22 protein-coding genes are annotated in these 24159 nt (G+C 72.3%); 12 read left to right on the top strand and 10 right to left on the bottom strand.

The window, feature by feature from the left end:
• The first annotated feature begins 2 nt into the window (after positions 1-2).
• Together AC5R91_RS20320 and AC5R91_RS20325 are read left to right on the top strand one after the other, a co-directional pair.
• A complete protein-coding gene (locus tag AC5R91_RS20320; RefSeq protein ID WP_495392912.1) occupies positions 3-2072 on the top strand; it encodes a 2-oxoacid:acceptor oxidoreductase subunit alpha in 2070 nt (689 codons plus the stop codon).
• A complete protein-coding gene (locus tag AC5R91_RS20325; protein ID WP_495392913.1) occupies positions 2069-3151 on the top strand; it encodes a 2-oxoacid:ferredoxin oxidoreductase subunit beta in 1083 nt (360 codons plus the stop codon). The genes AC5R91_RS20320 and AC5R91_RS20325 overlap by 4 nt, the downstream gene beginning before the upstream one ends.
• A gap of 579 nt (positions 3152-3730) precedes the next feature.
• On the opposite strand, the gene fdxA is transcribed toward AC5R91_RS20325, so the two are convergent.
• Positions 3731-4066: a ferredoxin gene (fdxA, locus tag AC5R91_RS20330; RefSeq protein WP_495392914.1), complete on the bottom strand. Its 336-nt coding sequence runs from the start codon at positions 4064-4066 to the stop codon at positions 3731-3733.
• Positions 4067-4456: 390 nt separating this feature from the next.
• Between fdxA and AC5R91_RS20335 the strand changes: the two genes are divergently transcribed.
• A complete protein-coding gene (locus AC5R91_RS20335; RefSeq protein ID WP_495392915.1) occupies positions 4457-4582 on the top strand; it encodes a hypothetical protein in 126 nt (41 codons plus the stop codon).
• A gap of 267 nt (positions 4583-4849) precedes the next feature.
• Here AC5R91_RS20335 and AC5R91_RS20340 read toward each other — a convergent pair whose 3' ends face one another.
• Positions 4850-5707, bottom strand: coding sequence for an SDR family oxidoreductase (locus tag AC5R91_RS20340; protein WP_495392916.1), 858 nt, complete (start codon positions 5705-5707; stop codon positions 4850-4852).
• 107 nt (positions 5708-5814) lie between these two features.
• On the opposite strand from AC5R91_RS20340, the gene AC5R91_RS20345 reads away from it, so the two are divergent.
• The gene (locus AC5R91_RS20345; protein ID WP_495398014.1) at positions 5815-6225 is read left to right on the top strand and encodes a winged helix-turn-helix transcriptional regulator; all 411 of its coding nucleotides are present in this window, start codon (positions 5815-5817) and stop codon (positions 6223-6225) included.
• Here AC5R91_RS20345 and AC5R91_RS20350 read toward each other — a convergent pair.
• Entirely contained in the window at positions 6182-6598 is a 417-nt protein-coding gene (locus AC5R91_RS20350) for a group III truncated hemoglobin (protein WP_495392917.1), read from the bottom strand. The two genes, AC5R91_RS20345 and AC5R91_RS20350, sit on opposite strands and share 44 nt — an antisense overlap.
• A gap of 503 nt (positions 6599-7101) precedes the next feature.
• Between AC5R91_RS20350 and AC5R91_RS20355 the strand changes: the two genes are divergently transcribed.
• Entirely contained in the window at positions 7102-7548 is a 447-nt protein-coding gene (locus AC5R91_RS20355; RefSeq protein ID WP_495392918.1) for a response regulator, read from the top strand.
• 88 nt (positions 7549-7636) lie between these two features.
• Here the strand turns inward: AC5R91_RS20355 and AC5R91_RS20360 are convergent, their stop codons facing one another.
• From AC5R91_RS20360 to AC5R91_RS20370, 3 genes are all read right to left on the bottom strand, one after another.
• Positions 7637-8341, bottom strand: coding sequence for a class I SAM-dependent DNA methyltransferase (locus AC5R91_RS20360; protein WP_495392919.1), 705 nt, complete (start codon positions 8339-8341; stop codon positions 7637-7639).
• Between the two features lie 103 nt (positions 8342-8444).
• Complete coding sequence (locus AC5R91_RS20365) at positions 8445-8648, bottom strand: cold-shock protein (protein WP_009741546.1); 204 nt, start codon at positions 8646-8648, stop codon at positions 8445-8447.
• Between the two features lie 201 nt (positions 8649-8849).
• Positions 8850-9848, bottom strand: a complete 999-nt coding sequence (locus tag AC5R91_RS20370) for a LysR family transcriptional regulator (protein WP_495392920.1) — start codon at positions 9846-9848, stop codon at positions 8850-8852.
• A gap of 191 nt (positions 9849-10039) precedes the next feature.
• Here AC5R91_RS20370 and AC5R91_RS20375 point away from each other — a divergent pair, with 191 nt between their 5' ends.
• The 4 genes from AC5R91_RS20375 to AC5R91_RS20390 all read left to right on the top strand — a co-directional run bounded on the left by AC5R91_RS20375 (position 10040) and on the right by AC5R91_RS20390 (position 14090).
• The gene (locus AC5R91_RS20375) at positions 10040-10768 is read left to right on the top strand and encodes a CTP synthase C-terminal region-related (seleno)protein (protein ID WP_495392921.1); all 729 of its coding nucleotides are present in this window, start codon (positions 10040-10042) and stop codon (positions 10766-10768) included.
• A gap of 157 nt (positions 10769-10925) precedes the next feature.
• Entirely contained in the window at positions 10926-11648 is a 723-nt protein-coding gene (locus tag AC5R91_RS20380; protein ID WP_495392922.1) for an SRPBCC family protein, read from the top strand.
• A gap of 274 nt (positions 11649-11922) precedes the next feature.
• The gene (add, locus tag AC5R91_RS20385; protein WP_495392923.1) at positions 11923-12933 is read left to right on the top strand and encodes an adenosine deaminase; all 1011 of its coding nucleotides are present in this window, start codon (positions 11923-11925) and stop codon (positions 12931-12933) included.
• Between the two features lie 32 nt (positions 12934-12965).
• On the top strand, positions 12966-14090 hold the full coding sequence (locus AC5R91_RS20390) for a glycerate kinase (RefSeq protein ID WP_495392924.1): 1125 nt from the start codon (positions 12966-12968) through the stop codon (positions 14088-14090).
• Positions 14091-14182: 92 nt separating this feature from the next.
• Here the strand turns inward: AC5R91_RS20390 and AC5R91_RS20395 are convergent, their stop codons facing one another.
• On the bottom strand, positions 14183-14983 hold the full coding sequence (locus tag AC5R91_RS20395) for a peptidoglycan recognition protein family protein (protein ID WP_495398015.1): 801 nt from the start codon (positions 14981-14983) through the stop codon (positions 14183-14185).
• A 384-nt stretch (positions 14984-15367) separates the two neighbouring features.
• On the opposite strand from AC5R91_RS20395, the gene AC5R91_RS20400 reads away from it, so the two are divergent.
• Both AC5R91_RS20400 and AC5R91_RS20405 read left to right on the top strand, forming a co-directional pair.
• Positions 15368-16420 carry a GNAT family N-acetyltransferase gene (locus AC5R91_RS20400; RefSeq protein ID WP_495392925.1) on the top strand — a complete coding sequence of 351 codons (1053 nt, stop codon included), beginning with the start codon at positions 15368-15370 and terminating at the stop codon, positions 16418-16420.
• Between the two features lie 229 nt (positions 16421-16649).
• A complete protein-coding gene (locus AC5R91_RS20405) occupies positions 16650-17273 on the top strand; it encodes a hypothetical protein (RefSeq protein ID WP_495392926.1) in 624 nt (207 codons plus the stop codon).
• Between the two features lie 137 nt (positions 17274-17410).
• Here the strand turns inward: AC5R91_RS20405 and ahcY are convergent, their stop codons facing one another.
• From ahcY to AC5R91_RS20420, 3 genes are all read right to left on the bottom strand, one after another.
• Positions 17411-18847, bottom strand: a complete 1437-nt coding sequence (ahcY, locus tag AC5R91_RS20410) for an adenosylhomocysteinase (RefSeq protein WP_495392927.1) — start codon at positions 18845-18847, stop codon at positions 17411-17413.
• Positions 18848-19067: 220 nt separating this feature from the next.
• Positions 19068-21827, bottom strand: a complete 2760-nt coding sequence (locus AC5R91_RS20415; protein WP_495392928.1) for an efflux RND transporter permease subunit — start codon at positions 21825-21827, stop codon at positions 19068-19070.
• A gap of 376 nt (positions 21828-22203) precedes the next feature.
• Entirely contained in the window at positions 22204-22410 is a 207-nt protein-coding gene (locus tag AC5R91_RS20420; protein ID WP_495392929.1) for a DUF1918 domain-containing protein, read from the bottom strand.
• 566 nt (positions 22411-22976) lie between these two features.
• Between AC5R91_RS20420 and AC5R91_RS20425 the strand changes: the two genes are divergently transcribed.
• The gene (locus AC5R91_RS20425; protein ID WP_495392930.1) at positions 22977-24122 is read left to right on the top strand and encodes a phosphatase PAP2 family protein; all 1146 of its coding nucleotides are present in this window, start codon (positions 22977-22979) and stop codon (positions 24120-24122) included.
• Positions 24123-24159 lie beyond the last annotated feature (37 nt).

Genomic DNA, 24159 nt, shown 5'->3' on the forward strand with positions numbered 1-24159 from the left:
TCATGCCCACCGAGCAGTTGTCCGAACGGTCCGAAGGGGCCAGACGGCTGGAGAACGTGGTGATCCGCTTCGCCGGAGACTCCGGCGACGGGATGCAGCTCACCGGCGACCGGTTCGGCGCCCAGGCGGCCGCGATCGGTAACGATGTGGCGACGCTGCCGAACTACCCGGCAGAGATCCGCGCCCCAGCGGGCACCGTGGCCGGCGTCTCGAGCTACCAGCTTCACATCGCTGACCACGACATCCGGACTCCCGGTGACCAGCCTGACGTCCTCGTCGCCATGAACCCCGCGGCGCTGAAGGCGAACGTCGCCGAGCTGCGCCCCGGCGGCGTCATCATCCTGGACACCGATTCGTTCACGGTGCTGGGGCTCGAAAAGGCCGGCTACGACATCGACCCGCTGACCGACGGCTCGCTGGACGCCTTCCAGGTGCACGCCGTCAACCTGACCGGGTTCGCCGCGGCCGCCGTCGCCGATCACAACCTCAAGCGCAAGGACGCCGCGCGGACGAAGAACATGTTCGCCCTCGGCCTGGTGTCCTGGATGTTCAGCCAGCCGATCGAGGACACGATCGCCTACCTGCACAAGCGCTTCGCCTCGAAGCCCGACGTGCAGGCCGCGAACGTCTCCGCGCTGCGCGCCGGCTGGATCTACGGCGAGTCGACCGAGGCCTTCGCGAACGTCTACGAGGTGAAGCCGGCCCCGCTCCCGGCTGGCACCTACCGGCACATGAAGGGCAACAAGGCCGTCGCGTACGGCCTGGTGGCCGCGGCGCACCAGGCCGCGATGCCGCTGTTCCTCGGCGCCTACCCGATCACCCCGGCGTCGGAGATCCTGCACGAGCTGGCCGCGCTGGCCTCGTTCGACGTGCGGTCCTTCCAGGCCGAGGACGAGATCGCGGCCGTCGGCGCGGCGATCGGCGCGTCCTTCGCCGGCATGCTCGGCGTGACCGTCACCTCCGGGCCCGGGATGGCGCTCAAGGCCGAGGCGCTCGGCCTCGCGGTGATCATGGAGCTGCCGCTCGTCATCGTCAACGTGCAGCGCGGTGGGCCGTCCACCGGCCTGCCGACCAAGACCGAGCAGTCCGACCTGCTGCAGGCGCTCTACGGCCGGCACGGCGAGGCGCCGATGCCGGTGATCGCCGTGCGCTCGGCGGCGGACGGCTTCGACGCCGCGATGGAGGCCGCGCGGATCGCGCTGGCCTACCGCACGCCGGTCATCCTGCTCTCCGACGCCTACATCGCCAACGGCAGCGAGCCCTGGCGGGTCCCCGAGGTCGAGGAGCTGCCGTTCATCGGGATCGACCTGGCCACCGAGGCGAACGCGGTCGACGCCGAGGGCAACCCGGTCTTCCTGCCGTACGCGCGTGACCCGATCACCCTCGCCCGCCCGCTGGCGATCCCGGGCACCCCGGGGCTGACCCACCGGATCGGTGGCCTGGAGAAGGCCGACCTCACCGGCGCGGTGTCCTACGACCCGGACAACCACGACCTCATGATCCGGACCCGGCAGTCGAAGATCGACAACATCGACGTGCCGCCGCTGGAGGTCGACGACCCGAGCGGTCCGCCGGGATCCGGCGCGGACGTGCTCGTGATCGGCTGGGGTTCGACGTGGGGCCCGATCGGGGAGGCCTGCCGGGAGGTGCGGGCGCAGGGCATGAAGGTCGCCCAGGCGCACCTGCGCCACATCGCGCCGCTGCCGGCGAACCTCGCCTCGGTGCTCTCCGAGTACCACACCGTGCTCGTGCCCGAGATGAACCTTGGGCAGCTCGCCGGCCACCTGCGCCGCGAGACCCTGATCGACACCGTCGGTTACAACCAGACCCGCGGGATGCCGTTCCGGACGGCGGAGCTCGCCTCCGTCATCACCCGGGTGATCCAGGGAATCGACTCCGACTCCGCGCCGGACGCGGGCACGAAGCCGGTCGGCGACGTCGGCGCGCGCCTCGCGGCCAGGTCGGAGGCGGCGTCGACGAAGCCCGCGGCCCACTCCGGCACCCCCAGCGGCACCCCCAGCGGCACCCCCACTGGCACCCAGCACGACGCGACCCGGGAGGCGGGACGATGAGCACGGTCAACGGAAAGGCCGAGGAGCCGGCCGGCGCGAGCAGCCGGCGGGCGCCCACGGTGGCGGACTTCACCACCGGCCAGGAGGTCCGCTGGTGCCCCGGCTGCGGGGACCACGCGATCCTGTCGACGATGCGCGGGCTGCTGCCGGCCCTCGGCGTCGCGCCCGAGAACACCGTGGTGGTGTCGGGCATCGGCTGTTCCTCGCGGCTGCCCTACTACCTCGACACCTACGGCATCCACTCCATCCACGGTCGGGCGCCGTCGTTCGCGACCGGCATCTCGATCAACCGGCCGGACCTGTCGGTCTGGGTCGTCACCGGCGACGGTGACGCGCTGTCCATCGGCGGCAACCACCTGATCCACGCGCTGCGGCGCAACGTGAACCTCAAGATCCTGTTGTTCAACAACGAGATCTACGGCCTCACCAAGGGGCAGGCCTCGCCGACGTCCAAGGTCGGCACGATCGGCCCGTCGAGCCCGTTCGGCTCGCTCGACAACCCGTTCAACCCGGTCGCGCTCGCGCTCGGCGCCGGGGCGACGTTCGTGGCCCGCACGATCGACTCCGACCGTCGCCACCTCACGGCGACGCTGACCGCCGCCGCGGCGCACAAGGGCGCGGCGCTGGTGGAGATCCGGCAGGGCTGCCCCACGTTCAGCGCGATTCCCCGCCAGGGCGGCCGGGGCGCCGCCCAGGCGACCCCCGCGGAGCCGGACAACCCGGCGGCGCCCGAGCACGGCCCGATCCGGCTCTCGCCCGGCCTGCCGATCGTTTTCGGCACCAACGAGCAGTGGGGCGTGATCCGCGACCCGAGCACCGGTGAGCTGGGCATCGGTCACGGCGGCGACTCCCGCGTCGTCGTCCACGACCCGGGCACCCAGAACTCGACCTACGCCTACGCGTTGGCCCGCCTGGCGGAGACGTCGCTCGCCGAGCCGCCGATCGGGGTGTACCGGTCGGTCTCCCAGCCGAGCTTTGACCAGCTCTACCAGGAGCGGCTGGCGACGGCTCGCCCCGACGGCCGCGGGGACCTGCGGACGCTGCTCAAGGGCACCGACTCCTGGGCACACGCCGGCTGACACCCAGATCTCCGGCCGGGGAGCTGCGCCCCTGGCCGGGGCGGACGGGCGGCCGGGCGGACCGCCCGTCCCGCGATGTGAGGGGACCAGGCCGACTCCGGTCGGCCTGGTCCCCTTGTGTGTGCCCGCTTCTTGGGTGCCCTCCGGGATGTCCGGCCCGGTGCGTGCGGGGCCCGATGGTGGCACGACCGGATCGACCACCGCGGGATTCCGCCCGGGAATACCGTGTCGACCGACCCCGCGTGGGGGGCCCGGTCTGGGCGGGCCGGCACGGGAAAGGCGGACACTGGAAAGGCGGACAGGGGAAAGGCCGGCGCGGGAAGGGCAAGGGTGGGAAGGCCGGCGCGGGAAAGGCCGGCGCGGAAAAGGCTGGAATGGGAAGCAGCGCCGTTCACGGCCCTGATTGCCGGCGGCGGCTCATGACAATGCCGCCGGTCGGCCGCTTCGTTGCGGCCGACCGGCGGCATGATGTGACGTTGAAAGGCCGGTGCCCGGACGGGGGTGGTCCTGAGCACCGGCCGTAGCCGGCGGTCCCGCTGACGCCGTGGCCGCGTCAGCCTTCGCCGGCGGCTTGTGCCGTCAGCGTCCGTACCCCGCGACGAAGGGGGTGTCGACCCTGATCGGGCCGACCCTGCCCGCGCCGCCCGGATCGCCGACGGGTGCATCCCGCCCAGGCAGGATGGTGGTGAAGAAGCGGGCCTCGTCCACCACGAACTCGGCTTCCGCCTGCGGTACCAGCCGGACGCTCATGATCGCGTCGACCGGACAGGCCGACTCGCACGCCCCGCAGTCGATGCACTCGTTCGGATTGATGTACAGCTTCCGCGCGCCCTCGTAGATGCAGTCGACAGGACACTCGCCCAGGCAGGCGGTATCCTTCACATCAATGCAGCCGGACGTGACGACAAACGTCATGAGTGCCTTCTTTGCCGGTCGCCGGGACGGGTCGAGTGTTGAAGGCGGGCCGGGTCCACGGTGACCCGTGGATCGATGGTGGGCTCCGTCGTCGACCACGGAATCCCTGCCACCGGAACCGGCCCGATTCTACGGTTCGGCCTTACTTGCGGCTTCCAGGAAAGCGTAACAGGGGACCGGGCCGATTGGCGAGGACGGCTGTAAAGGGAGCGTAAACAAGTCGACTCGTACTCGGCGGCCTTCGATAGGAAGATCCCAGGGCCCCGGAAAAAGTTAAGGATGGCTTTTTCCTGGCCGCCTGGTGCGGCGGCGGAGCTGGTGCGGTGGTGGACCCGGTGCCATGGGTCACCGCGGCGAGATCGAACGTTGGCCGCGAGCGCGGTGGTAACCGTGCCTGTTGCCGTCTTCCTGGTCACGGTCGCGCTGCTGCACCTGCGTCCCCACCACGCCGGCCGGGTCCAGACGGCGCTGGTGGCGCTCGCCGCGGCCGCGCACGGACGGCAAACCGGCAGGTGACCGGCTCCGACAGCCGTCGGCCCCGGGCCCAGTGGCCCGCCGGGCTCGTCGAGGGGCCGACGGGGCCGACGGGGCCGGCGGGGTCGTCGGCCGGCGCGGGAAGCATCGCGGTGCGTTGTTGCACGGTTGCGGGGCTCGGACCGCGCAGAGCGCACCGCAACCGGCCCCAGCCGGGTCCGGCTCACCCGTTCGGACGTCTCGACGTCCGTTTCCTTGCTATGGGGATGGCGGGTGAGGCCGGGGCTGGGCGGCCGGGGCGTGGTGGAGTCAGACCTTGGCGGCGCGCACCGAGTCGGCCAGGCTGGTGGTCGGCCGGCCCAGCAGCCGCTGCAGGTCGTCCGCGTCGACGTCGAGAGCACCGCCGCGGATCGACCCGTCGATGCCGGCGAACAGGCCCGCCGTCGCCTCGTCGAGCCCGACCTGGCCCAGCGCGTCGGCAAGCTCCGCCACCGTTACGTCGCGGTAGGTGACGGTGGTGCCGGTGACCTCGGTGACCGTCGCGGCCAGCTCGGCGAGGGTGAACGGCGAGCCGCCGAACTCGTAGATCGCGTTCTCGTGCCCCGCGCTCGTCAGGACCTTCGCGATGCCCGCGGCGAAGTCCGCCCGGGAGGCGCCCCTGATCCGGCCGTCGCCCGCGGCACCCAGGATGAACCCCTGGCCCAGGTACTGGCCGAGCTGGGCGGTGTAGTTCTCGTGGTACCAGTTGATGCGCAGCACCGTGAACGGCACGCCCGCGGTCGCGAGCACCTCCTCGGTGGCCTTGTGCTCGGCGGCCAGGGACAGGTCGGTGACGTCGGCCCGCGGCGCGCTGGTGTAGACGATCCACCCGACGCCGGCCGCCTTCGCCGCCTCGATCACGGCGGTGTGCTGGGCGACGCGCTGACCGAGCTCGCTGCCCGAGACGAGCAGCAGGGTGTCGACCCCCGCCAGGGCGGCGGGCAGGCTCGCCGGGTCCGAGTAGTCGCCCGCCCGGACCTGCACCCCCCGCTCGGCGAGGTCGGCGGCGCGCGCGGGCGTCCGCACGACCGCGACGATCGTGGACGGCTCGACTCCGGACTCGAGGAGCTCCTCGACGACGAGCCGGCCGAGGTGTCCCGTCGCGCCGGTGACTGCGATGGTTGCCATGGATGTTCTCCCTGTCGGTTGCAGTTTCCTTTGGTAAGTACTAACTATCAGATAGTGCTAGTCCTCAGACGGATCGTAGGCTTGCGACCATGTCTTCCGAGCGTGATATGGCGGTGGCCGAGCCGTGTCCCGGGGAGATCGGGCCCAGCGACGAGCTCATCAGCGACGTCTTCGCCCGGGGATGCAGCTCGCGGGCGGCGCTGGAGGACGTGGGGTCCAAATGGGGGATGCTCGCCATGCTCGCGCTGGGCGAGGGCAGCTACCGGTTCAATGCCCTGCGTCGCCGCGTCGAGGGCGTCAGCGAGAAGATGCTCTCCCGGACGCTGCAGGTCCTGGAGCGCGACGGCCTGGTGATCCGCGAGGTGGTCAGCACGATCCCGGCGCGGGTCGAGTACTCACTGACCCCGCTGGGCGGCCGGGTCGCGGGGCAGTTGCGCGCCCTGGCGGACCTGTTCGAGGCGTCGGCGGCCGAGATCAGTCGGGCTCGGACGGCCTACGACGCCGACCGGAGACCGTGACGGCGCGGGAGTTGGCGGGGGCGGCCGTCCCGGACGTCGTCGGGGCGTCGGCGAGGCGGCGGCCCATCGAATCGGCGATCCGGTGGGCCTGGAGCTTGGCGCGGTCCGCGTGGGGACCACTGTGCAGATCGTCGACGGTGGCCGTCCACAGCTTCAGCCAGCGGGCGAACAGCTCCGGTGTGAGCGGGACGCGGGCGTGCAGCTCGGCGTGTACCCCGAAGGCGTTGCGCCGGTAGGTGCCGGCCCGGAAGATCACCGCCTGCCAGAAGTCGCAGATCACCGGCAGGTGCGCGGGTAGGTCGAGCCGCGCGACGTCGACGAAGACGGGGCCGAGCCGCGGATCGGCGAACGCCCGCCGGTAGAACTCCGTCACCAGCGCCGCGATGTCCGCCCGCCCGCTGATGTCGGCCGTGGCGTCCGTACTGACCTCCCAGGGCTGCGAGCCGTCCGCGGGACCTGCCGGTACTCGAAGGGGTCCGCGCCGGGCCGAGCGTCGACATTGTCTCGCGGGTTCCGGTCCGGGTTGTTCGGGACCGAGGCGGGCCCGCAGACCGAGGCTACGTCTCGCCGGGCGGCGCAGCCGCCACCCTCCGCCGGAAGTGCCCGCCACTCCCGACCATGGATGGTCAGTTATGACAATGGTCACACCGCCGACTGTGGCCGCCTCTGCTGTGCGCACAGCGACGGCGCTGTCGCCGAGGTGGAGGGCGACAGGTCACCTCAATTGGCGTACCGTCAGGAAACCCTCAGTTCGGGGCCCGTATTCGGGCTTTCGGCCGGTGGCACTCCCGATCGCCCCCGACGAGGTTGCGAACCTCCCCGCCTTCACCGCCGGCTGACCGCACCGCAGGTCGGCCACACATCCTGAGGTGCCAGATGACGACGAGTCTGCCCGTCAACTCGTTCGAAGTGCTGCTGGTCGAGGACGATCCGGGGGACGTCCTCATGACTCGCGAGGCGTTCGCCGACGATCGGATCAACGGCCGGTTGCACGTCGTGAACGACGGCATCGAGGCCATGGCCTTCCTGCGGCGCGAGGCGCCGTTCACCGACGCCCCCACCGCCGACCTGGTCCTGCTCGACCTCAATCTGCCCCGCCGCAACGGCATCGAGGTGCTGGCGGAGATCAAGGCCGATGAGGAACTGCGCCGCATCCCCGTCGTGGTGCTCACGACGTCGGACGCGGCCGAGGACATCCTGCACAGCTACAACCTGTACGCCAACGCCTACGTGACGAAGGCGGTCGACTTCGATCGGTTCGTCGACGACGTGCGCTTCATCGACGACTTTTTCATCACGGTCGTCCGCCTGCCCCGTCGCTGAGCGCTGAGCCCCGGCGTCACCCCAGGTCCCGGCACTACCCAAGGTCCCGGCACTACCCAAGGCCCCGGCACTACCCAAGGCCCCGGTACTAGCCGAGGTCCCGGCGCCACACCAGGGCGAGGGTGAACGGGTGTCCGCGGAAACGTCCCCATTTGGGCTTGGCGGCGAGCCAGGAGTCGTCGACCACGTTCTCCTGCATCTCCGCCAGCGTCCAGCCAGTGCCCAGACCCGCCTCGATCTGGTCGCTGAGCAGGTGGACGTGGGTGGTGATCGCCCGCTGCGTGCCATTGCCGTCGGTGTAATGGGTCGGCATGCCGGAGGTCATGATGAAGTGCGGGTGGAAGGCGACGAGGACGAACAGGCCGCCGGGCTGGGCCAGTCGGGCCGCTTCGGCGTAGAGCGGGACGAGTCCGGCCAGGTGCTCGTCCATCAGGCAGGCCACAATGAGGTCGTAGCCGGCCGAGGACAGGCCGGTGGCGGTCGCGTCCGCCACGACCAGCCGGTCGTGTGCGCCTCGTTGCGCGGCGAGAGCCAGCATCCCCGGAGTCAGGTCCACGCCGTCGACGGCCGCGACCCCGCGGGCGCGCAGCCAGGCGCCGGTGCGGCCGGTGCCGCAGCCGAGGTCCGCCGCCCGCACGACCTGCGCCCACGCCGGCTGCCGGAGTCGGGCCAGCAGTGCGAGGTCCATGAAGTCCTCGACCGTCCGCTCATAGCTGGCCGACCACTGTTCGTAGCCGGTCCGGACGTCCACAGTCGGGTATCCGCGCAGGTCGAACTGCGAGAAGGCGGACATCGGCGAAGTATCGCCGGATGAGACCCGGTCCACAACGCAGTTTCGGCGCGTGGCTCCTGGGGTGGAGCCACGCGCCGAACGCAAAGCTGGGGGTGGTGCGACCTTAGGCGGGAGTCACGTTGTCCGCCTGCGGTCCCTTCTGGCCCTGCACGATCTCGAACTGGACGCTCTGGCCCTCATCCAGGGACTTGTAGCCGTCCGCCACGATCGAGGAGTAGTGGACGAACACGTCCGGGCCGCCACCGTCGACGGAGATGAATCCGAAGCCCTTCTCCGCGTTGAACCACTTGACGGTACCCTGCGCCACGATACTTTCTCCTTGCCGCGCTCCCGGTAGGCGTCCTTCGCGTACCGGCCTCGCACCAGACCCCGATCGGTTCCGTGGTCTGGTCGTGCCGTTCTCCCGCGTAGGTCACGCACCGAGAAACAAGCAACACCTCCAGCCTACCCCCCGCCCGGCTCGGCGCGCTGGACCAGCGTCAGACTTGCTGCGGTCCGGGCCCGGCCGTCACCCGCCGAGCGCCCGGGACAGAGCCAGAACCGCAGGTCCCGGCCGGCCGGTCCAGAGCAGCTCAGTGCGAAATTCCGGGGCGGGCCCGAGCAGCCGCACGCCGATCGGGTCCGCCCGGACGGTACTCGAGCCGTCGTCGTCGCCGCCGTGCGTGTCGCCGCCGTCCGTGTCGGGGTCGTGCGTGTCGGGATCGTGCGTGTCAGGGTCGTCGCCGCAGGCCGGACCGGGCGGCCGGCCGGGGGCGAGCAGGCGGCGGGGAAGCATGCCGAGGCCGTGGCCGGCGGCGACGAGCGCCAGCAGGCCCGCGACGTCCGCGCCGTCATAGCGCAGGTGTGCCCGGAACCGCAGCTCCCCGGTCACGATCCGAAGATCGGCCACCGCGTTCGCCACCTCGGGTGCGTCAATCCACCGGGCGTCGACGAGGTCGGCCAACCGCAGCCCGGTGCGCCGGGCGAACGGGTGCCCGCGAGGGAGGGCCACGGCGGCCGGATCCGCGGCCACCCCGACCGCCCGAACGGGCCCCACGTCGGGTAGTCGCAACGGGTCGCCGGAGGCGGCCAGCCCGACGGCGAGGCCGAGATCGAATTCGCCCCGGGCCACGCCGTCGGCCACCGTCACGGTGCCGGCGACGACCACGCGGACGTCCAGCCGGGGCCGGCCGGCCAGGACGTCGGCGAGGACCGGTGCGAGCCGGTCGGCGGCCAGCGCATGGGTGGCGACCGTCAACCGCTCGCTCGGCGCGCCGGCGGTGCGCATGACGTCGGTGCGCGCGGCGGCCAGGCGCAGCAGCAACGGGCCGGCATGCTCCAGCAGGCGGGCGCCGGCCTCCGTGACGCCGACGGGCCGGCGGTGCAGCAGCGCGACGCCGAGGTCGGCCTCCAGCGCCGCGATCTGCTGCGAGACGGCGGACTGCGTGTAGCCCAGCTCGCGGGCGGCGGCCGAGAACGACCCCGCCGTCGCGACGCCGACGAACGTGCGTAGCTGTTGGGGATCCACGACATCAGTCTTGCTTATGCTGGATGCATCCATAATCGTTGGACCTGAACTGGGAGTTCGCCGACGATCGACGCATGACCTCCCGCGCCGCCGCCACGCCGTCCGCACCCGTCGCATCGGCCGCACCCGTGACGCGGTCAGCACCTCTCCCGGGCTCAGGGCCTCTCCCGGGCTCAGCACCTCCTGCGCGCGTGGCGCTGGTCGGCGACCGCAGCGCCGAGATCGCCGCGCATGGCCGCATCCCCGACCTGCTCGACGCGCTGCGCCGGCGCGACGGACTGCCGGTGGACGTCTACTGGATCCCGACCGACGAGGTGGTGGCCGCGGGGCCGCTCGACGGCTTCGACGGCATCTGGCTCGTGCCCGGCAGCCCGTACGCCAGCGAGGCGGGCGCGCTCGCGGCGGTCCGCACGGCGCGGGAGCGGGGCATTCCCTTCCTCGGGACCTGCGGCGGCCTCCAGCACGTCGTGCTGGAGTTCGCCCGCTCGGTGTGCGGCTTCGCCGACGCCGCACACGCCGAGGTCGACCCCGACGCGCCCCACCCGTTGATCGTGCCGATCGCCTGTGCCCTGAACGGTCACGAGGGCGCCGTCCGGATCACCCGCGACTCCCTCGCCGAACGGGTCATCGGCGCGGACCGCACGGTCGAGCGGTACTACTGCTCGTACGGGATCAACCCGGACCACGTCGGCCTGTTGCTCGCCCACGGCCTGCGGTTCAGCGGGGTGGACGAGTCCGGCGACGTCCGCGTTCTCGAGCTGCCCGGCCATCCCTTCTTTCTGGCGACGCTGTTCCAGCCCGAGCTCGGCTCGGATACCAGCCGCCCGCACCCGGTCATCCGCGGCTTCGCGGAGGCCGCGGTCGCGATGGCCGCGGCCCGTCGGGCGTCGACGCGGGCCACGCCGCGATCGTTCGGCTGAGCCGGCGGCGCCGCCGCGCCGCACCACCGGCAGCCGTGCTGCTCGTGTCCCGCGCAGTCGCGGTGCTCAGTCCCCGGCGTCCTGCGCACAGGTGTGTTAGGGGCTGGCGGCTGGGGATGAGCGTTGCATCCGACACCGAAGTCAGCCGGGAGGAAACATGGCGAGCACGGTACAGGAATCGATCGAGGTCCACGTCCCGATTCGCACCGCCTACAACCAGTGGACGCAGTTCGAGTCCTTCCCGAACTTCATGGACGGTGTCGAATCCATCTCGCAGCTCGACAACACCCACACCCACTGGAAGGTGAAGGTCGGCGGGCAGGAGCGGGAGTTCGACGCCACGATCACGGAGCAGCTACCCGACGAGCGGGTGGCGTGGAAGAGCACCGAGGGCACCTCGCACGCCGGCGTGGTGACCTTCCACCGGCTCGCGGACGACGAGACCCGGGTGACGGTCCAGATGGACTGGCAGCCCGAGGGACTCGCCGAGAAGGCGGGCGCCGCCATCGGGGTGGACGACCGGCGGGTCAAGGCCGACCTCAAGCGGTTCAAGTCGTTCATCGAGCACCGCCAGAGCGAGACCGGCGGCTGGCGCGGCGACGTGCCCCGGCCCGACGCCGCCGGCAGCCCGGGGGACCCCCGCGCGGGCGGGACGCCGGGCGACCCGTCCTTCGGCGCTTCGGGTACCCCCGACTCGGCCGGTTCTTCGGGCTTCCCCGGTTCGGGCGGTTCGACGGGTGCTCCCGGTTCGGGTGGTGCTTCGGGCGCGCCCGGCCCGGGTGGCGCGCCGTACACCCCCGGTTCGGGCGGCGCGGCGGGTGGCCAGGGCACCGGTGCCCAGAACCGCCGCAACCCGGGGAGCCCCGCCGGCGGCTGGTGATCGCGGCTGAACGGAGCACGACGAGCGGCGCGGCCGGTCCGACATCGGGCCGGCCGCGCCGTTTCCCTTCCTCCTCCGCGCGTGGCCCGGCGCCGTCCGCATGCCGGGAGGTGACAGGCAGGTAACAAGCCGCCGCCGACCGGACACGGCCCCGCGGGGCCGGCATAGGTTTCGATCCACCGCCCCCGCCGGCATGTGATAGTCCGGACGCCGGGGACGGCGTCAAACCGTGCCACGAGGGCGTGAAGCCGTGCCGCGAGGAGGAAGGACGTCGATGCGGGACCTCCGCTGCCTGCCCAAGGGGCATCTGCACCTGCACTTCGAGCTGGGAATGCGGCCGTCGACGCTTGCCGATCTGGCCGCCGCCGCGGGCATTCCGACCCCCCGGACCGGGGGATTCACGGAGTTCGGTGGCTTCAGCGACGTGATCGGCGGGATCCTGCCGGTCTTCCGCCGCCCGGCTGACTTCGAGCGGCTCGTCGACGAGATGGTCAGCGACGCGGCCGACGAGGGCGTCGTGTATCTCGAGCCCAGCTTCTGGCCGTATGCCCACCTGGGTGTCTTCGGCAGCGCCGAGGCCGCCTGGGAGACCGTGCTGGCCCGGTCGGAGGAGGCGGGCGCGCGGCATGGGGTGACGGTCCGCTGGATGGCCGCGGTGGACCGCGTCTACGACTCCCCCGAACAGGCGGTCGAGGTGGCCCGCACGGCCCTGCGCCACGCCGACCGGGGCATCGTCGGTCTCGGGCTGCACAACGACGAGAACGGCTGGCCACCGGAACCGTTCGCGGCGGCGTTCCGGGTCGCCCGGGAGGGCGGACTGCTGTCGACCCCGCACGCCGGCGAGCTCGACGGTCCGGAGTCGGTACGCGGCGCCGTCGAGACCCTCGGCGCCGACCGCCTGCAGCACGGCATCCGGGCGATCGAGGACCCGGCCCTCGTCGACGACCTGCTCGACCGGGGCACGTGCCTGGACGTCTGCCCCACCTCCAACCTGTTGCTGTCGGTCGTGCCGTCCATGGCCGCGCACCCGCTGCCGGCCCTTCTGCGCGCCGGGGTGCGCTGCTCCATCAACGCGGACGACCCGCTGCTGTTCGGGCCCACCTGCCTGGAGGAATACGAGCTGTGCCGCCGCGAGCTCGGCCTGTCCGACGAGGAGCTGGCGGCCTGTGCGCGTAGCTCGGTGCTCGCCGGCGCGGCCCCGGAGCCGGTGCGGGCGGCGGCCCTGGCCGCCATCGATGCCTGGCTCGCGACGCCGGCTCCGCTGACCGCTCCGGCCGCCGGCTGAGCCGGGCAGACGAGAACGGCGCGGTGCGCCCGATGGGCGGAACCGGATCGGCGGCGGGTGACCGCCCGCGGCGGGTGGTCATCGCACCCGACTCGTTCAAGGGTTCGGCGACCGCGACGGAGGTCGCCGCGGCGCTCGGGGACGGCTGGCGCTCGCGGCGGCCGCACGACGAGATCGTGACGCTGCCGATCGCCGACGGCGGCGAGGGCACCCTCGACGTCTTCGCCGCCGCCGTGCCCGACTCGGTACGCCACCCGGTGCGCGTGACCGGCCCGGACGGGCGCCCGCACGACGCCGAATGGCTGGCGCTGCCGGGCGACGTGGCCGTGATCGAACTCGCGCGGGCGAGCGGTCTGCCGCTCATGCTGGCTCCGGACCCGCTGCGGGCGCAGACCATCGGCCTCGGTGAGGCGCTGCGGGCCGCCCTGGCCGGTGGGGCCCAACGGATTTTGGTCGCGCTGGGCGGTTCGGCCTCGACCGACGGCGGTACCGGCGCCCTCGCCGCGCTGGGGGCCCGCTTCCTCGACGCGCGCGGGGCGGTGCTGCCACCGGGCGGGGGTGCCCTGACGGGGCTGGCCGGGGTGGAGCTGGCGGGCCTGCGGCCCCCGCCGCTCCGGGGGGTGCGCTGTCTGGTCGACGTGGACGCCCCCCTGCTGGGCCCCGCGGGCGCGGCAGCCGTGTTCGGGCCGCAGAAGGGGGCGGGCCCCGCCGACGTCGACCTGCTCGCGGCCGGGCTGCGGCGGCTGGCCGAGGTGCTCGGCGGCGAACCGACGGCCCCGGGGGCGGGCGCGGCCGGCGGCACCGCCTACGGCCTCGCCGCGGCCTGGGGCGCCGACCTGGTGCCGGGCGTCCGGACGATCACCGAGGCGGCCGGCCTACCGGCCGCCCTCGCCGGGGCCGGGTGGGTGGTGACCGGCGAGGGCCGCTTCGACCGCACGTCCCTGGCGGGCAAGGTGGTGGGCGGGGTGCTGGCCCTGGCCCGGGCGGCGGGCGTGCCGGTGCTCCTGGCCGCGGGCCAGGTGGATGCCCCCCGTCCGGAGGGGGCCATCGCCGAGGTCGCCCTGACCCGGTTGGCGGGCGGTGCGCAGGCGGCGATGGCCGAGCCGCTGCGCTGGCTGCGCGCGGCCGGCGCGGAGCTCGCCAGCCGGGCTGGCTGACATCGCAGCGGGGAGGCGCCGGCCCCGCCGGCGGCCCTGCCGAGGCTGCCGGCCCCCTGCCGAGGCTGCCGGCCCGGCCGGGCGGGACGGCGTCAGACGGCGCGGTTCATTCCGGTGAGGATGTAGCCGATCTTGCGCCAGGTGTTCGCTCCGCAGATGCCGTCATCGGGGATGCGGCCGAACCACGGGGACGCGTAGCGCTGTAGCGAGGCCACCCGCGCGGTGGTGCGTTGCCCGTACTTGCCATCCGGACTGATCCGGTTGGGATCGCCGGTCGGCGCCTCGTGGCCGAAGATGATGTTTAGCGCGTTCTGGAGCTCCACGACATCCGCGCCGTGGGCGCCCTCGCGCAGCGTCGGCCGGCCGACGTACCGGTCGCGGGGATCGGACGCCGCACCGCGACCATTACCGAGCGCGAGCGACAGGATGTCGCTACGGCGTGCCGCGCGCAGGTCGCCGGGGCAGGTGTGCCCGCCCCATGCCTGCCCACCCATCCGGTGGGTGCCGAGGCCATACCCGTTCGGCGAGTCGGCGATCTCCCCTTTCCAGCCGAACTCCCGCATCCCCCAGCCAAACAGCTCGGCCAGCCTGGTGATTTGTACCGGCGTGTAGTCCTCGGTGTCGTAACCCTCACATTCGCAGGAGATCCAGTACGGATTCCCGGCCGCCTGCGCCCAGGCCCGCCGATCGAACGGGACATATTGCTCGAAGTCGCCGTTCCTGGACAGCCAGAGATGGGAGCTGACCTGGCTGGCGGCGTTGTCGAACCAGCCGAACAGCGAGCCGGTGCCGACCTGGACGTGCGCGATGAGTCCGCGGGTCGGCTGGATCATCGTGCCGGACGTGTTCCGCACCGGCCGCAGCCGGGCGGGCGGGTAGAGGGTCGGCGCCATCGTCAGCGGCCCTCCCGTGCGCACGCGTCGTCACGACAGGTCCTCGTCTGGAAACTCACGATTCCGGGCCGCTTCCTCTTCGTGCGGTCGATAGTCGGTGCCGACCTAGGATGGTCGGTCCGACCGGTACAGTCCTGCTTTCTACTCGGAGCGCCGAGATGGTCGTGATGCCGGGTCTGATGGTTGTCGGTTTGTATCGGGCAGGATGCCCGGACGTACCGCCCACGGAACCTGCGCGCCGCCCGCCGTCGGCATCCGGCGCCGGACCGCCTCGTTCGGGGGCCCGGGTCCGGACTCACCCGCCGGCCGTCTGCCGGCCCGGCGCCTAGACTGCCGGCCTATGTCCGGATCCGGCCTGCGTCTCCCCCGATCGGACCAGTGCCGGTGACCGGGCCCTCCGGCGACGCCGCCGTCACAGTGCTCGCGGGGGCGCCCCCGCGCACCGTGCTCGACCTGCGGTACGAGGTCTTCGTCCGGGAGCAGGGCGTGCCGCCGGAGCTGGAGTACGACGGCCTCGACGCCACCGCGGACCACGCCGTCGTCCTCGACGGCGACGGTCGGGCGGTGGCCACGGCCCGCCTGCTCGATCCGGGGCCCCGCCAGCCGGACACCGAGCCGGCGGGGGTCATCGGGCGGGTCGCCGTCTCCGCTGCCTGGCGCGGCCGGGGCCTGGGTCGGCTGGTCACCGCGGCCCTGGAGGGACGGGCGGGGGAGCGCGGCCTGCCGGCCGTGGAGCTGCACGCCCAGATGAGGGTGACGGACTTCTACACCCGCCAGGGGTACCGGTCGATCGGCGAACCCGACGTCGAGGCGGGCATCGAACACGTGTGGATGCGCCGCGAGCTGCTCCCCGGCCTGCGGCGGGTGCGGGACTCCGACGCCGCCGCCCTTCAGGACCTGATCGCGACCGCCTGGGCGGAGTACCCGAGCTGCGTCCTCGACGTGGACGCCGAGGAGCCCTGGCTGCGGGCCCCCGGGTCGGCCCATGCGGCGGGCGCGGGGGAACCCGCTCGGGCCTTGTGGGTGGTCCCGACGGACCCCGCCGATCCGGCCGGGGCGGCGGGGCCGGCCGGCGGGGTGCTGGCCAGCGTGGCGGTGTGGGCCCGACCGGTGGCGAACCTCGCGGCGGCGGCCGAGCTGAAGACGCTGTACGTGTCGGCCCTCGCCCGCCGCCGAGGACTCGGCGCGGCCCTGGTGCGCCGCGCCGAACGGGAGGCCCGGAGGTGGGAGGCGCGGCAGATGCGGCTGTGGACGGACACGAGGTTCACCGACGCTCACCGGTTGTACCGGCGGCTGGGCTACCGGGCTACCGGGCACAGCCGCGACCTGCACGACCTTTCGGCGACGACCGAAATCGAGTTTCGCCGCGAGCTGCCCCCACTGGCCCCCGCCGCCGCCCCGGTGAAGGGACTGCCGGCTTCCCCGGCCGGCGCGTGAGCAAGCCGGACCGACCACGGTGGCCGAGGATCTCGCCCCTCCCGCCTTTCCCGGCGCGGGGCCGGGGGCGAACGAAATCCCAACGTCCCACCAACTCTCGCTATCCTGACGGGCACCTGCTGTTTTATTTACGGGAATCCCGGACCAAATGGTGGAACGGGCGTTCCGATCCCGCGTAGACGGCTCGTTCGACGGTCGTTCGCGGCCGGGTTCGACAAGGAGGCATTCAATGCCGTATGCCGCAGCCTCGCGACGGCGGGCCGGGCGACCGATGCGCGCCCCCGCGGGGGGCCCTCCCGCTCCCGGCGACGACCACCCACCGGCCCGGCCCACCGCGCCGCGCCGGCGGGGCCGCTGCCTGCGCGGATCCCGGCCAACCCGCACGACCCTCGCGGCGGCCGGCGCCACGATCGCCCTGACCGGGCTGTTCGCCGTGGCCGACGCCGGGGCCGCCCGCGCCGGCGGCGTGGTCTGGGCGAGCTGCCCGTCCGGCCAGGTCAGCGAGGTCAGCGTGCCGGCGTCGGACGGGGCGCCGGCGACCGGCGCGACCTGGCTCGAGGCCGGCTACTACGCCCACATCGCGACGTTCTGGCGGCCGGCGACGGCGCTGCTGTGCCGGACCGAGGCCGGCCGCGGGGTCGATGCGGGCGAGCCCACGTTCCGGTTCGAGCACCAGGGCTGCCCGGGCGGGGAGGCGACCTTCGGGGTGCCGCGCCCCGCCGCCGGCGGCGGCAGCGGCGCCGACGGGCCGCCGGTGACCTGGGGGACCTACCTGCCGGACGGCTGGTACGACCTGGGCGACACCAGCGACCCGGCGTGGACGTCGGTCTGCTGGTCGTCCTTCCGGCGCTGACGGCCGCACCCGGCGGGGGCCCTGATCTTCTCCCGGTGGAGAGGGCCCCCGCCAGGGATGGCCGCCAGTACCGGCGGCAGCGGGTCCTGAGTAGCAGCGGGACCTGAGTAGCAGCGGGTCCTGAGTAGCAGCGGGACCTAGTAGCGGTAGTGGTCGGCCTTGTACGGACCCTCGACGGGCACGCCGATGTAGTCCGCCTGCTGCTTGGTCAGCTCGGTGAGCTTCACCCCGAGCGCGTCGAGGTGGAGTCGGGCCACCTTCTCGTCGAGGTGCTTGGGCAGCACGTAGACGCCGACCGGGTAGCTCTCGGTCTTGGTGAACAGCTCGATCTGCGCGATCACCTGGTTGGTGAAGCTGTTCGACATCACGAAGCTCGGGTGGCCGGTCGCGCAGCCGAGGTTCATCAGCCGGCCCTCGGCGAGCACGATGATCGAGTGGCCGTCCGGGAACACCCACTCGTCGACCTGCGGCTTGATGTTGATCTTCTCGATGCCGGCGGTCTTCGTCAGGCCGGCCATGTCGATCTCGTTGTCGAAGTGTCCGATGTTCGACACGATCGCCTGGTGCTTCATCGCGGCCATGTGCTCGGCGGTGATGATGTTGAAGTTGCCGGTGGTGGAGACGAAGATGTCGGCGATCCCGACGACGTCCTCGAGCACGGTGACCTGGAAGCCGTCCATCGCGGCCTGCAGCGCGCAGATCGGGTCGATCTCGGTGACGATGACCCGGGCGCCCTGGCCGCGCAGCGCGTCGGCGCAGCCCTTGCCGACGTCGCCGTAGCCGCAGACGACGGCGACCTTCCCGCCGATGAGCACGTCGGTGGCGCGGTTGAGGCCGTCGATGACCGAGTGCCGGCAGCCGTACTTGTTGTCGAACTTCGACTTCGTCACCGAGTCGTTGACGTTGATCGCCGGGAAGGCGAGCGTGCCGGCCTTGGCCATCTCGTAAAGACGGTGCACGCCGGTGGTGGTCTCCTCGGTGACGCCCTTGATGTTGCGCGCCGTCTCGGTCCAGCGGCCGGGCTTCTCGGCGATGGTGCGGCGCAGCGTCTCCAGGACGATCGCGTACTCCTCGCTGTCCGAGGGGTCGGTCGCAGGGACCGCGCCGGCCGCCTCGAACTGCGCGCCCTTGTGGACGAGCAGGGTCGCGTCGCCGCCGTCGTCGAGGATCATGTTCGGCGTGCCGCCGTCCGGCCAGGCCAGCGCCTGGTCGGTGCACCACCAGTACTCCTCGAGGGTCTCGCCCTTCCAGGCGAAGACCGGCACGCCCTGCGGGTCGTCCTTGGTGCCGTTGGGCCCGATGACGATCGCGGCGGCCGCGTGGTCCTGGGTGGAGAAGATGTTGCAGGAGACCCAGCGGACGTCGGCGCCGAGCGCCACCAGGGTCTCGATGAGGACCGCGGTCTGGATCGTCATGTGCAGGGAGCCCATGATGCGGGCGCCCCGCAGCGGCTGGCTGGCCGCGTACTCCGCCCGGGTGGCCATCAGGCCGGGCATCTCGTGTTCGGCAAGACGGATCTCCTTGCGGCCGAACTCGGCCAACGCGAGATCCGCGACCTTGAAGTCGAAACTCATGCCTTCTCCTTCGACGCTCGGGCGGCTGCCGAGCCTGGGTGGCGGGTGCGGAGTCCCGGGAACCACCCGCCAGCGGCGGCGGTGGCCGTGATGCGCCGGCCCGGGAACACGTTTCCTGAGCGTGCCACATGCGGGCAGGGGAGCGAAGACCCGGGCCAGCCGGGCGGCACGGCCGCCCAGTCCCGCCCGCACAGCGGGGTAGCCCGGCCCGGGTTTTGCCTCACCCTCGCCGTGATGCCCGCTGAGCTGGTCGGACTCCCGCCGCCGGCGCGGCCCCTGGCGCGCCCGGCCCCGCGTCACCGGCGCCGGCCGCGCCCCCGCCGCTGCGCGGTGTGCCGGATGGCCGGCCCTCACCGGTCCTCCCTGTAGCCGCCTGCCCGCTTATGAGCCTTTTGTCCAACCATCCGGGTTCCGCCGCCGCGACCGCGCCGCCGCCGCCGCGGCGGTGCACCCAACCCCGCTCGTCGGCCCAGACCAGCAGCGGAGGCAGGACGACAAGCGCGGACAGCAGCGCGACGGCCACGTTCAGGGCGACCAGCAGGCCGAAGTCCCGCAGCAGCGGCAACGAGCTGAACGCCAGCACGGCGACGCCGATCACGGCGGCCAGCGCGGAGACGAGGAAGGCCCGTCCGGTACGGGCCGCGGCCGCCTCGACCGCCTCGAGCGGCCCCAGGCCCCGGCGACGTTCCTCCAGGTGGCGTAGCACGAGCAGGGTCGTGAACTCCGTGCACAACGCGATGATCAGCGGGCCGCTGACCGCCGTGAGCGGGCTCAGATCGACCCCGATCAGCAGGGCGATGATCGAGCTGAGGCCCACCGCGATCAGCACCGGCACCACCGACAGCACCGCCCGCACGAGGCTCCGGTTGTAGAGCACGAGCAGGACGAACACCGCGGCCAGGGCGTAGTACGTCAGCTCGACCCGGTTCTTGGCGAAGTTGTCCAGCAGACCGGTGCCGACGACGGCGAGCCCTGACGGGGTGGCGCTGATGCCGGCCGGGGGGCGGACGTGGTCGCGGATGCCGTCGACGACGCCGGCCTGGCGCTCCAGCGACCCGGAGCCGGTCCTGAAGACGAGGTTCAGCGCGTGGTGCTCGCGGTTGACCATGGCGCGCTGGATGTCGGGCGGCGCCACCTGGTAGGCGAGCCGGATGTCCGCGCCGGTCGGCATCACGACGGTGGTGTTCGGCACCTCCATCATGAAGCTGATCGTCGTGACCAGGCTGGAGGCGTCCAGCAGGTCGTCAGGGTGGGCCGCGAGCTGTGCGTTGGCGAATCTGCCGACGAAGCCCGCCGTCGCGTCGTCGAACACGTCGCCCGACTTGACGAAGATGCCGAGCTCGCTGGCCGAGCCGGTGCTCGCCCGCAGCGTGTTGATGTTCTTGATCACCTGGCTCTGCTGGTCGACCCACTTCTCGGGGTCCGTCTGGATCGTCAGCCGGCCGTCCGCGAAGATCCCGCCGACGAAGATCGCCACAGCGGCCACGACGAGCGGGATCGCGGTGATCCGTGGCAGGGCGCCCAGCCGGATGACGGTGCGGCCGAGCGGGCCGTGGGTGTAGTCCTTCGGCGGCGTGGGGCGGCGCCGTTCCCGCATGGTCAGCGACGCGGTGAGCAGCAGCACCGTCGCGACGACGATGACCGGCAGCCCGAGCGCGAGCAGCGTGCCGAAGTCCCGGATCATCGGAACCTGGCTGAACTCCAGGGCCAGGAAGGCGAGCACGGCGGCGACGGTGGCCAGCGCCAGCGCGGGCAGCAGCCCGGCCAGGGCCGCCACCACGGGGTTGCCGGCCCGGTCGAGCTGGGCTTCCTCCTCGACCCGGCTGTGGAACTGCACGGCGAAGTCGATGCCGACGCCGAGCAGGACGGGCAGGCCGGCGATGGTCACCACGGACAGCGGCACGCCGATGTATCCCGCGAGACCGAAGGCCCAGATGAGCCCGACCCCGACGACCCCGAGCGGCAGCAGCCGCCAGCGCACCGCGAACGCGACGACCAGCAGCCCCGCCATCAGGGCCAGCGAGATGGCGCCGAGGGTGAGGAAGCCGCCGCGGAGGTAGTTGTTGATGTTCCGGAGCAGTACGGCGGCGCCGGTGGTCATCGTCGTCGCGTGGTCGAACCGCAGCCCGGAGGTGGCACGCTCGACGATCCGCGCGCCCTCACCCTCGGCCGCCAGCGAGGCGTTGCCCTCCAGCCGGGTGACCATCTGGGCGGTCGACGGGGTCGGGAAGAACGGCCGCAGCGACTTGCGGATCGCGCCGGTGTTGTCGTGGAGCAGAAAATCCACCCAGGCCGGGTTGTCGACCGTGCGCTGTGCCTCGGGGATCGTCTGCATCCGCTTCAGGGTGGCCAGCGAGTCGGCGAGGCGGCGCTGCGCGGAGCCCGGATCCGGGTCGCGGCTCTGGGCGCCCAGCAGGATCTTCGCGGCCGGGCTGTCGAGGACGTTGCCGTTCTTGCTGCGCACCAGGTTGTCGGTGAACTCCAGCGCGGTCAGCGGGGTGATCGCCGACTGGATGCGCGGGTCCGCGTCGAGCTCGGCCTGCAGGTCCCGGAACTGCTTGATGTTGTGCGGGGTGAACAGATCGCCGGCGTCGGCGCCGCGCTCGATCGTGAACAGGGTGAGCATCGCCTGCCCGCCGAACAACGACTGGTAGTCGACGTTGTCCCGGGCCACCTGCGAATCGCTGTTGAGGTAGTTGTCCTGGCCGGTGGTGAACTCCAGCCGGTTCAGCCCGTACCCGAGGACGAGCGTGACGAGCAGGGTCACGACGGCGACGACACCGGAGCGCCGGCCGTTGCGTGCGACGAGTGCCCGCCAGCGCCCGCCCGGGCCATCCGGCGGGTCGGCGGGCCCGCGCCCTCGTGGACCGGTCGGCCTCCGCGAGGAAGGGCCGCCGGGATCCGCGTCGGACGAGCTCGTGCGGTCGGTCGGGTCAGGAGGGCTCGTCGGATCATCGGCTGGCATGGTGCTTGGCGGCATCGGGCACGCTCCGGAGTCTTCGTTGGCCTCCGGATCAACGCAAAGTGACCAGTCGGTCCGAGGGCTACACCCCTCGGTGTATAGCGCAGATCACATCCGAGGGGAGTAGCTCGGACGTTGATCTTTTGCACAACTTCCGAATGGAACCGAGGGGGCACATTGCGTAATCGGCGGCGGAGGTCTCGACGCCTCATAGACGCAATGCCGTCCCGGTGACCCTCGTTCGGCCTGAAGGTGGCCGTAGGAATGGGCGGGCCGGGGAGCGACCCCGCACCTCCCCCATGCGTCGCCCGATGGTGCCGGTGCGCGGCGGCGGCGTGGCGTGATCGTCGGCGGTCGGCCGGCGCGGGGCCGGCCGACCGCCGACGCCGGTGGTTCAGACCCGGACGGTCTCCCGGGCGACGTGGAGCTCGACGAGCGAGTCACAGCTCGGGAAGAACAGCCCCTCGTGCCCGTCGTCCCACCGAACGACGTACGGCGGACCGCCGTCGGCGCCACGTATCTCGATCACGACGCCGTGCCGTTCCGGGCTGCCCACGGTGCGGCCGTGGACGACGAACCTGTCTCCGACGGATGCGGACATCATGGCGGTCAACCTCCCTGCCGTTGTGGTGACCGATGGCATGCACCTGCGCTATCTGCGTAACACAGCCGCGGGGGCCCGGCTGGCCCGAAGTCCGAAAGGTCGCCGAAGTCGCGGCGAGCCCAGCCGGTCCCCACCGATCCCCGCCGGTCCCGGCCGAGTCCGGCGCGGCCGCGCGGCGGGGATCACGGGCACCGCTGGAGGCCGGGGGTTCCCCGTCCGGTCACACCCGCCGCCGTCGCCGGATCGTTCGTCCTACGCCGGTCGATGTCCGAAAGCGGGGCGGTTGCGGGGGCGACGACCTACCTGCGGTGAAAACGTAGGAAGTGGGTTCCCTGTCATTAATCTGCGGGTAAGGCTCCTGCGGGAGGCGATCACTCGTCCGCCGCCGGTCTCACGGCTGGGACCGCTATGCGACCCAGCGTGAGATGTCGAGCAGAGTTCCGGGGACTGAGCCCTATCTCACATCTTTTTCCCGGTCCTCCTTACCGATCGGTCGGTAGGAACGATGGATGGGTTAACGGGAAGTGTCGTGATGGGGAGGCGGAGATGGTTCGGAGCTGCTCATGGTGAGCACGACGGGCCAGACCCTGATGGGCGGGCCGGGCCGGCCGGCCGCGCTGGCCCGAGGCTCCGGTCGGAGTGACCGACCTGGTCGGGCGGCCGGGGCGCTGCGCAGTAGCGCCTTCATCGTGGGTCAGGTCGTTCTGTTGGGCTCGTTGTACTGGCTCTACGGGCTGGGCCGGCACTTCGCCGACGGCCGGGAGCTCGTGGCCCTGCACCACGCGAAGCGTGTCTGGCACGTCGAGCGCCTGTTCGACCTGCCGAACGAGTCGTCCATTCAGTCCCTCGCGTTGCACTCCAGCCACCTGCTGGAGTTCGCGAACCGCTTCTACATTGCCGTGCACTTCCCCGCAGCGATCATCTTTCTGCTCTGGGTGCTGATCTTTCAGCGGCCGGCCTGGCGCCGGGTGCGGACGGTCATCATGGCGTCGACCGGTGTCGCGTTGCTGATTCACATCGCCTACCCGCTGGCGCCCCCCCGATTCCTGCCGCGGCTGGTGCCCGGAGTGAATCTCGTCGACACCGGGGCGGTGTTCGGGCCGTCGCCCTACGGGCCGCACGACACCGTCGCCAACCAGTACGCGGCGATGCCGAGTCTGCACATCGGGTGGTCCATCCTGGAGGCGTGGGGGGTGATCACCATCCTGCGCGCCCGCGCCCGGTGGCTCGCCGTCCTGCATCCGATCATCACGACCATCGTCGTGGTCATCACGGCGAACCACTACTGGCTCGACGGCATCATCGGCGGCGGCCTGGTCGTGGCTGCGGTCCAGCTCACCCGGCCGGAGGTCCAGGCCCGCCTGCGGCTGTGGGCCATCGCCTTCCACCTGCCGGTCCGGGCCCTGCCCGCCGCCGCGATGGCGGGCGCACCGGGGACGGGCGCACCGGTGGTGTTGGCGGGCGGACCGTCACCCGGGGCGGTCATCCGCGATCGTCCAGAGGCCCTCGGTCGACCCGCATCCGAGGTGCCGCGTGCCAGGAAGGGCTCCTCGGCCGCCGTCGGCGCGACCCTCGCCGATGCTCCGGACCCGTCCGGCGGGGATGCGCCCCGTGCCGCGCCGCCGCAGCGGGCCGCGACCGAGGACGATGCCGGCGCCCGTCTCGCGGGCAATGCCCCGGGAGACGCCGTCCCGAGCCCCGGCACCTGACGGAGTGGCCGGCACCTGAGGAACTCGGGACAGCCGG

The sequence above is a fragment of the Frankia sp. BMG5.60 genome (assembly GCF_059428125.1).

Coding starts and splice junctions, on each gene's coding strand:
- fdxA (WP_495392914.1), bottom strand. CDS start 4,066: ATGACGTTTGTCGTCACGTCCGGCTGCATTGATGTGAAGGATACCGCC.
- AC5R91_RS20395 (WP_495398015.1), bottom strand. CDS start 14,983: ATGGCGCCGACCCTCTACCCGCCCGCCCGGCTGCGGCCGGTGCGGAAC.
- ahcY (WP_495392927.1), bottom strand. CDS start 18,847: ATGAGTTTCGACTTCAAGGTCGCGGATCTCGCGTTGGCCGAGTTCGGC.
- AC5R91_RS20420 (WP_495392929.1), bottom strand. CDS start 22,410: ATGTCCGCATCCGTCGGAGACAGGTTCGTCGTCCACGGCCGCACCGTG.
- AC5R91_RS20320 (WP_495392912.1), top strand. CDS start 3: ATGCCCACCGAGCAGTTGTCCGAACGGTCCGAAGGGGCCAGACGGCTG.
- AC5R91_RS20355 (WP_495392918.1), top strand. CDS start 7,102: ATGACGACGAGTCTGCCCGTCAACTCGTTCGAAGTGCTGCTGGTCGAG.
- add (WP_495392923.1), top strand. CDS start 11,923: ATGCGGGACCTCCGCTGCCTGCCCAAGGGGCATCTGCACCTGCACTTC.
- AC5R91_RS20360 (WP_495392919.1), bottom strand. CDS start 8,341: ATGTCCGCCTTCTCGCAGTTCGACCTGCGCGGATACCCGACTGTGGAC.
- AC5R91_RS20345 (WP_495398014.1), top strand. CDS start 5,815: ATGGCGGTGGCCGAGCCGTGTCCCGGGGAGATCGGGCCCAGCGACGAG.
- AC5R91_RS20390 (WP_495392924.1), top strand. CDS start 12,966: ATGGGCGGAACCGGATCGGCGGCGGGTGACCGCCCGCGGCGGGTGGTC.
- AC5R91_RS20425 (WP_495392930.1), top strand. CDS start 22,977: ATGGTGAGCACGACGGGCCAGACCCTGATGGGCGGGCCGGGCCGGCCG.
- AC5R91_RS20340 (WP_495392916.1), bottom strand. CDS start 5,707: ATGGCAACCATCGCAGTCACCGGCGCGACGGGACACCTCGGCCGGCTC.
- AC5R91_RS20380 (WP_495392922.1), top strand. CDS start 10,926: ATGGCGAGCACGGTACAGGAATCGATCGAGGTCCACGTCCCGATTCGC.
- AC5R91_RS20325 (WP_495392913.1), top strand. CDS start 2,069: ATGAGCACGGTCAACGGAAAGGCCGAGGAGCCGGCCGGCGCGAGCAGC.
- AC5R91_RS20405 (WP_495392926.1), top strand. CDS start 16,650: ATGCCGTATGCCGCAGCCTCGCGACGGCGGGCCGGGCGACCGATGCGC.
- AC5R91_RS20415 (WP_495392928.1), bottom strand. CDS start 21,827: ATGCCGCCAAGCACCATGCCAGCCGATGATCCGACGAGCCCTCCTGAC.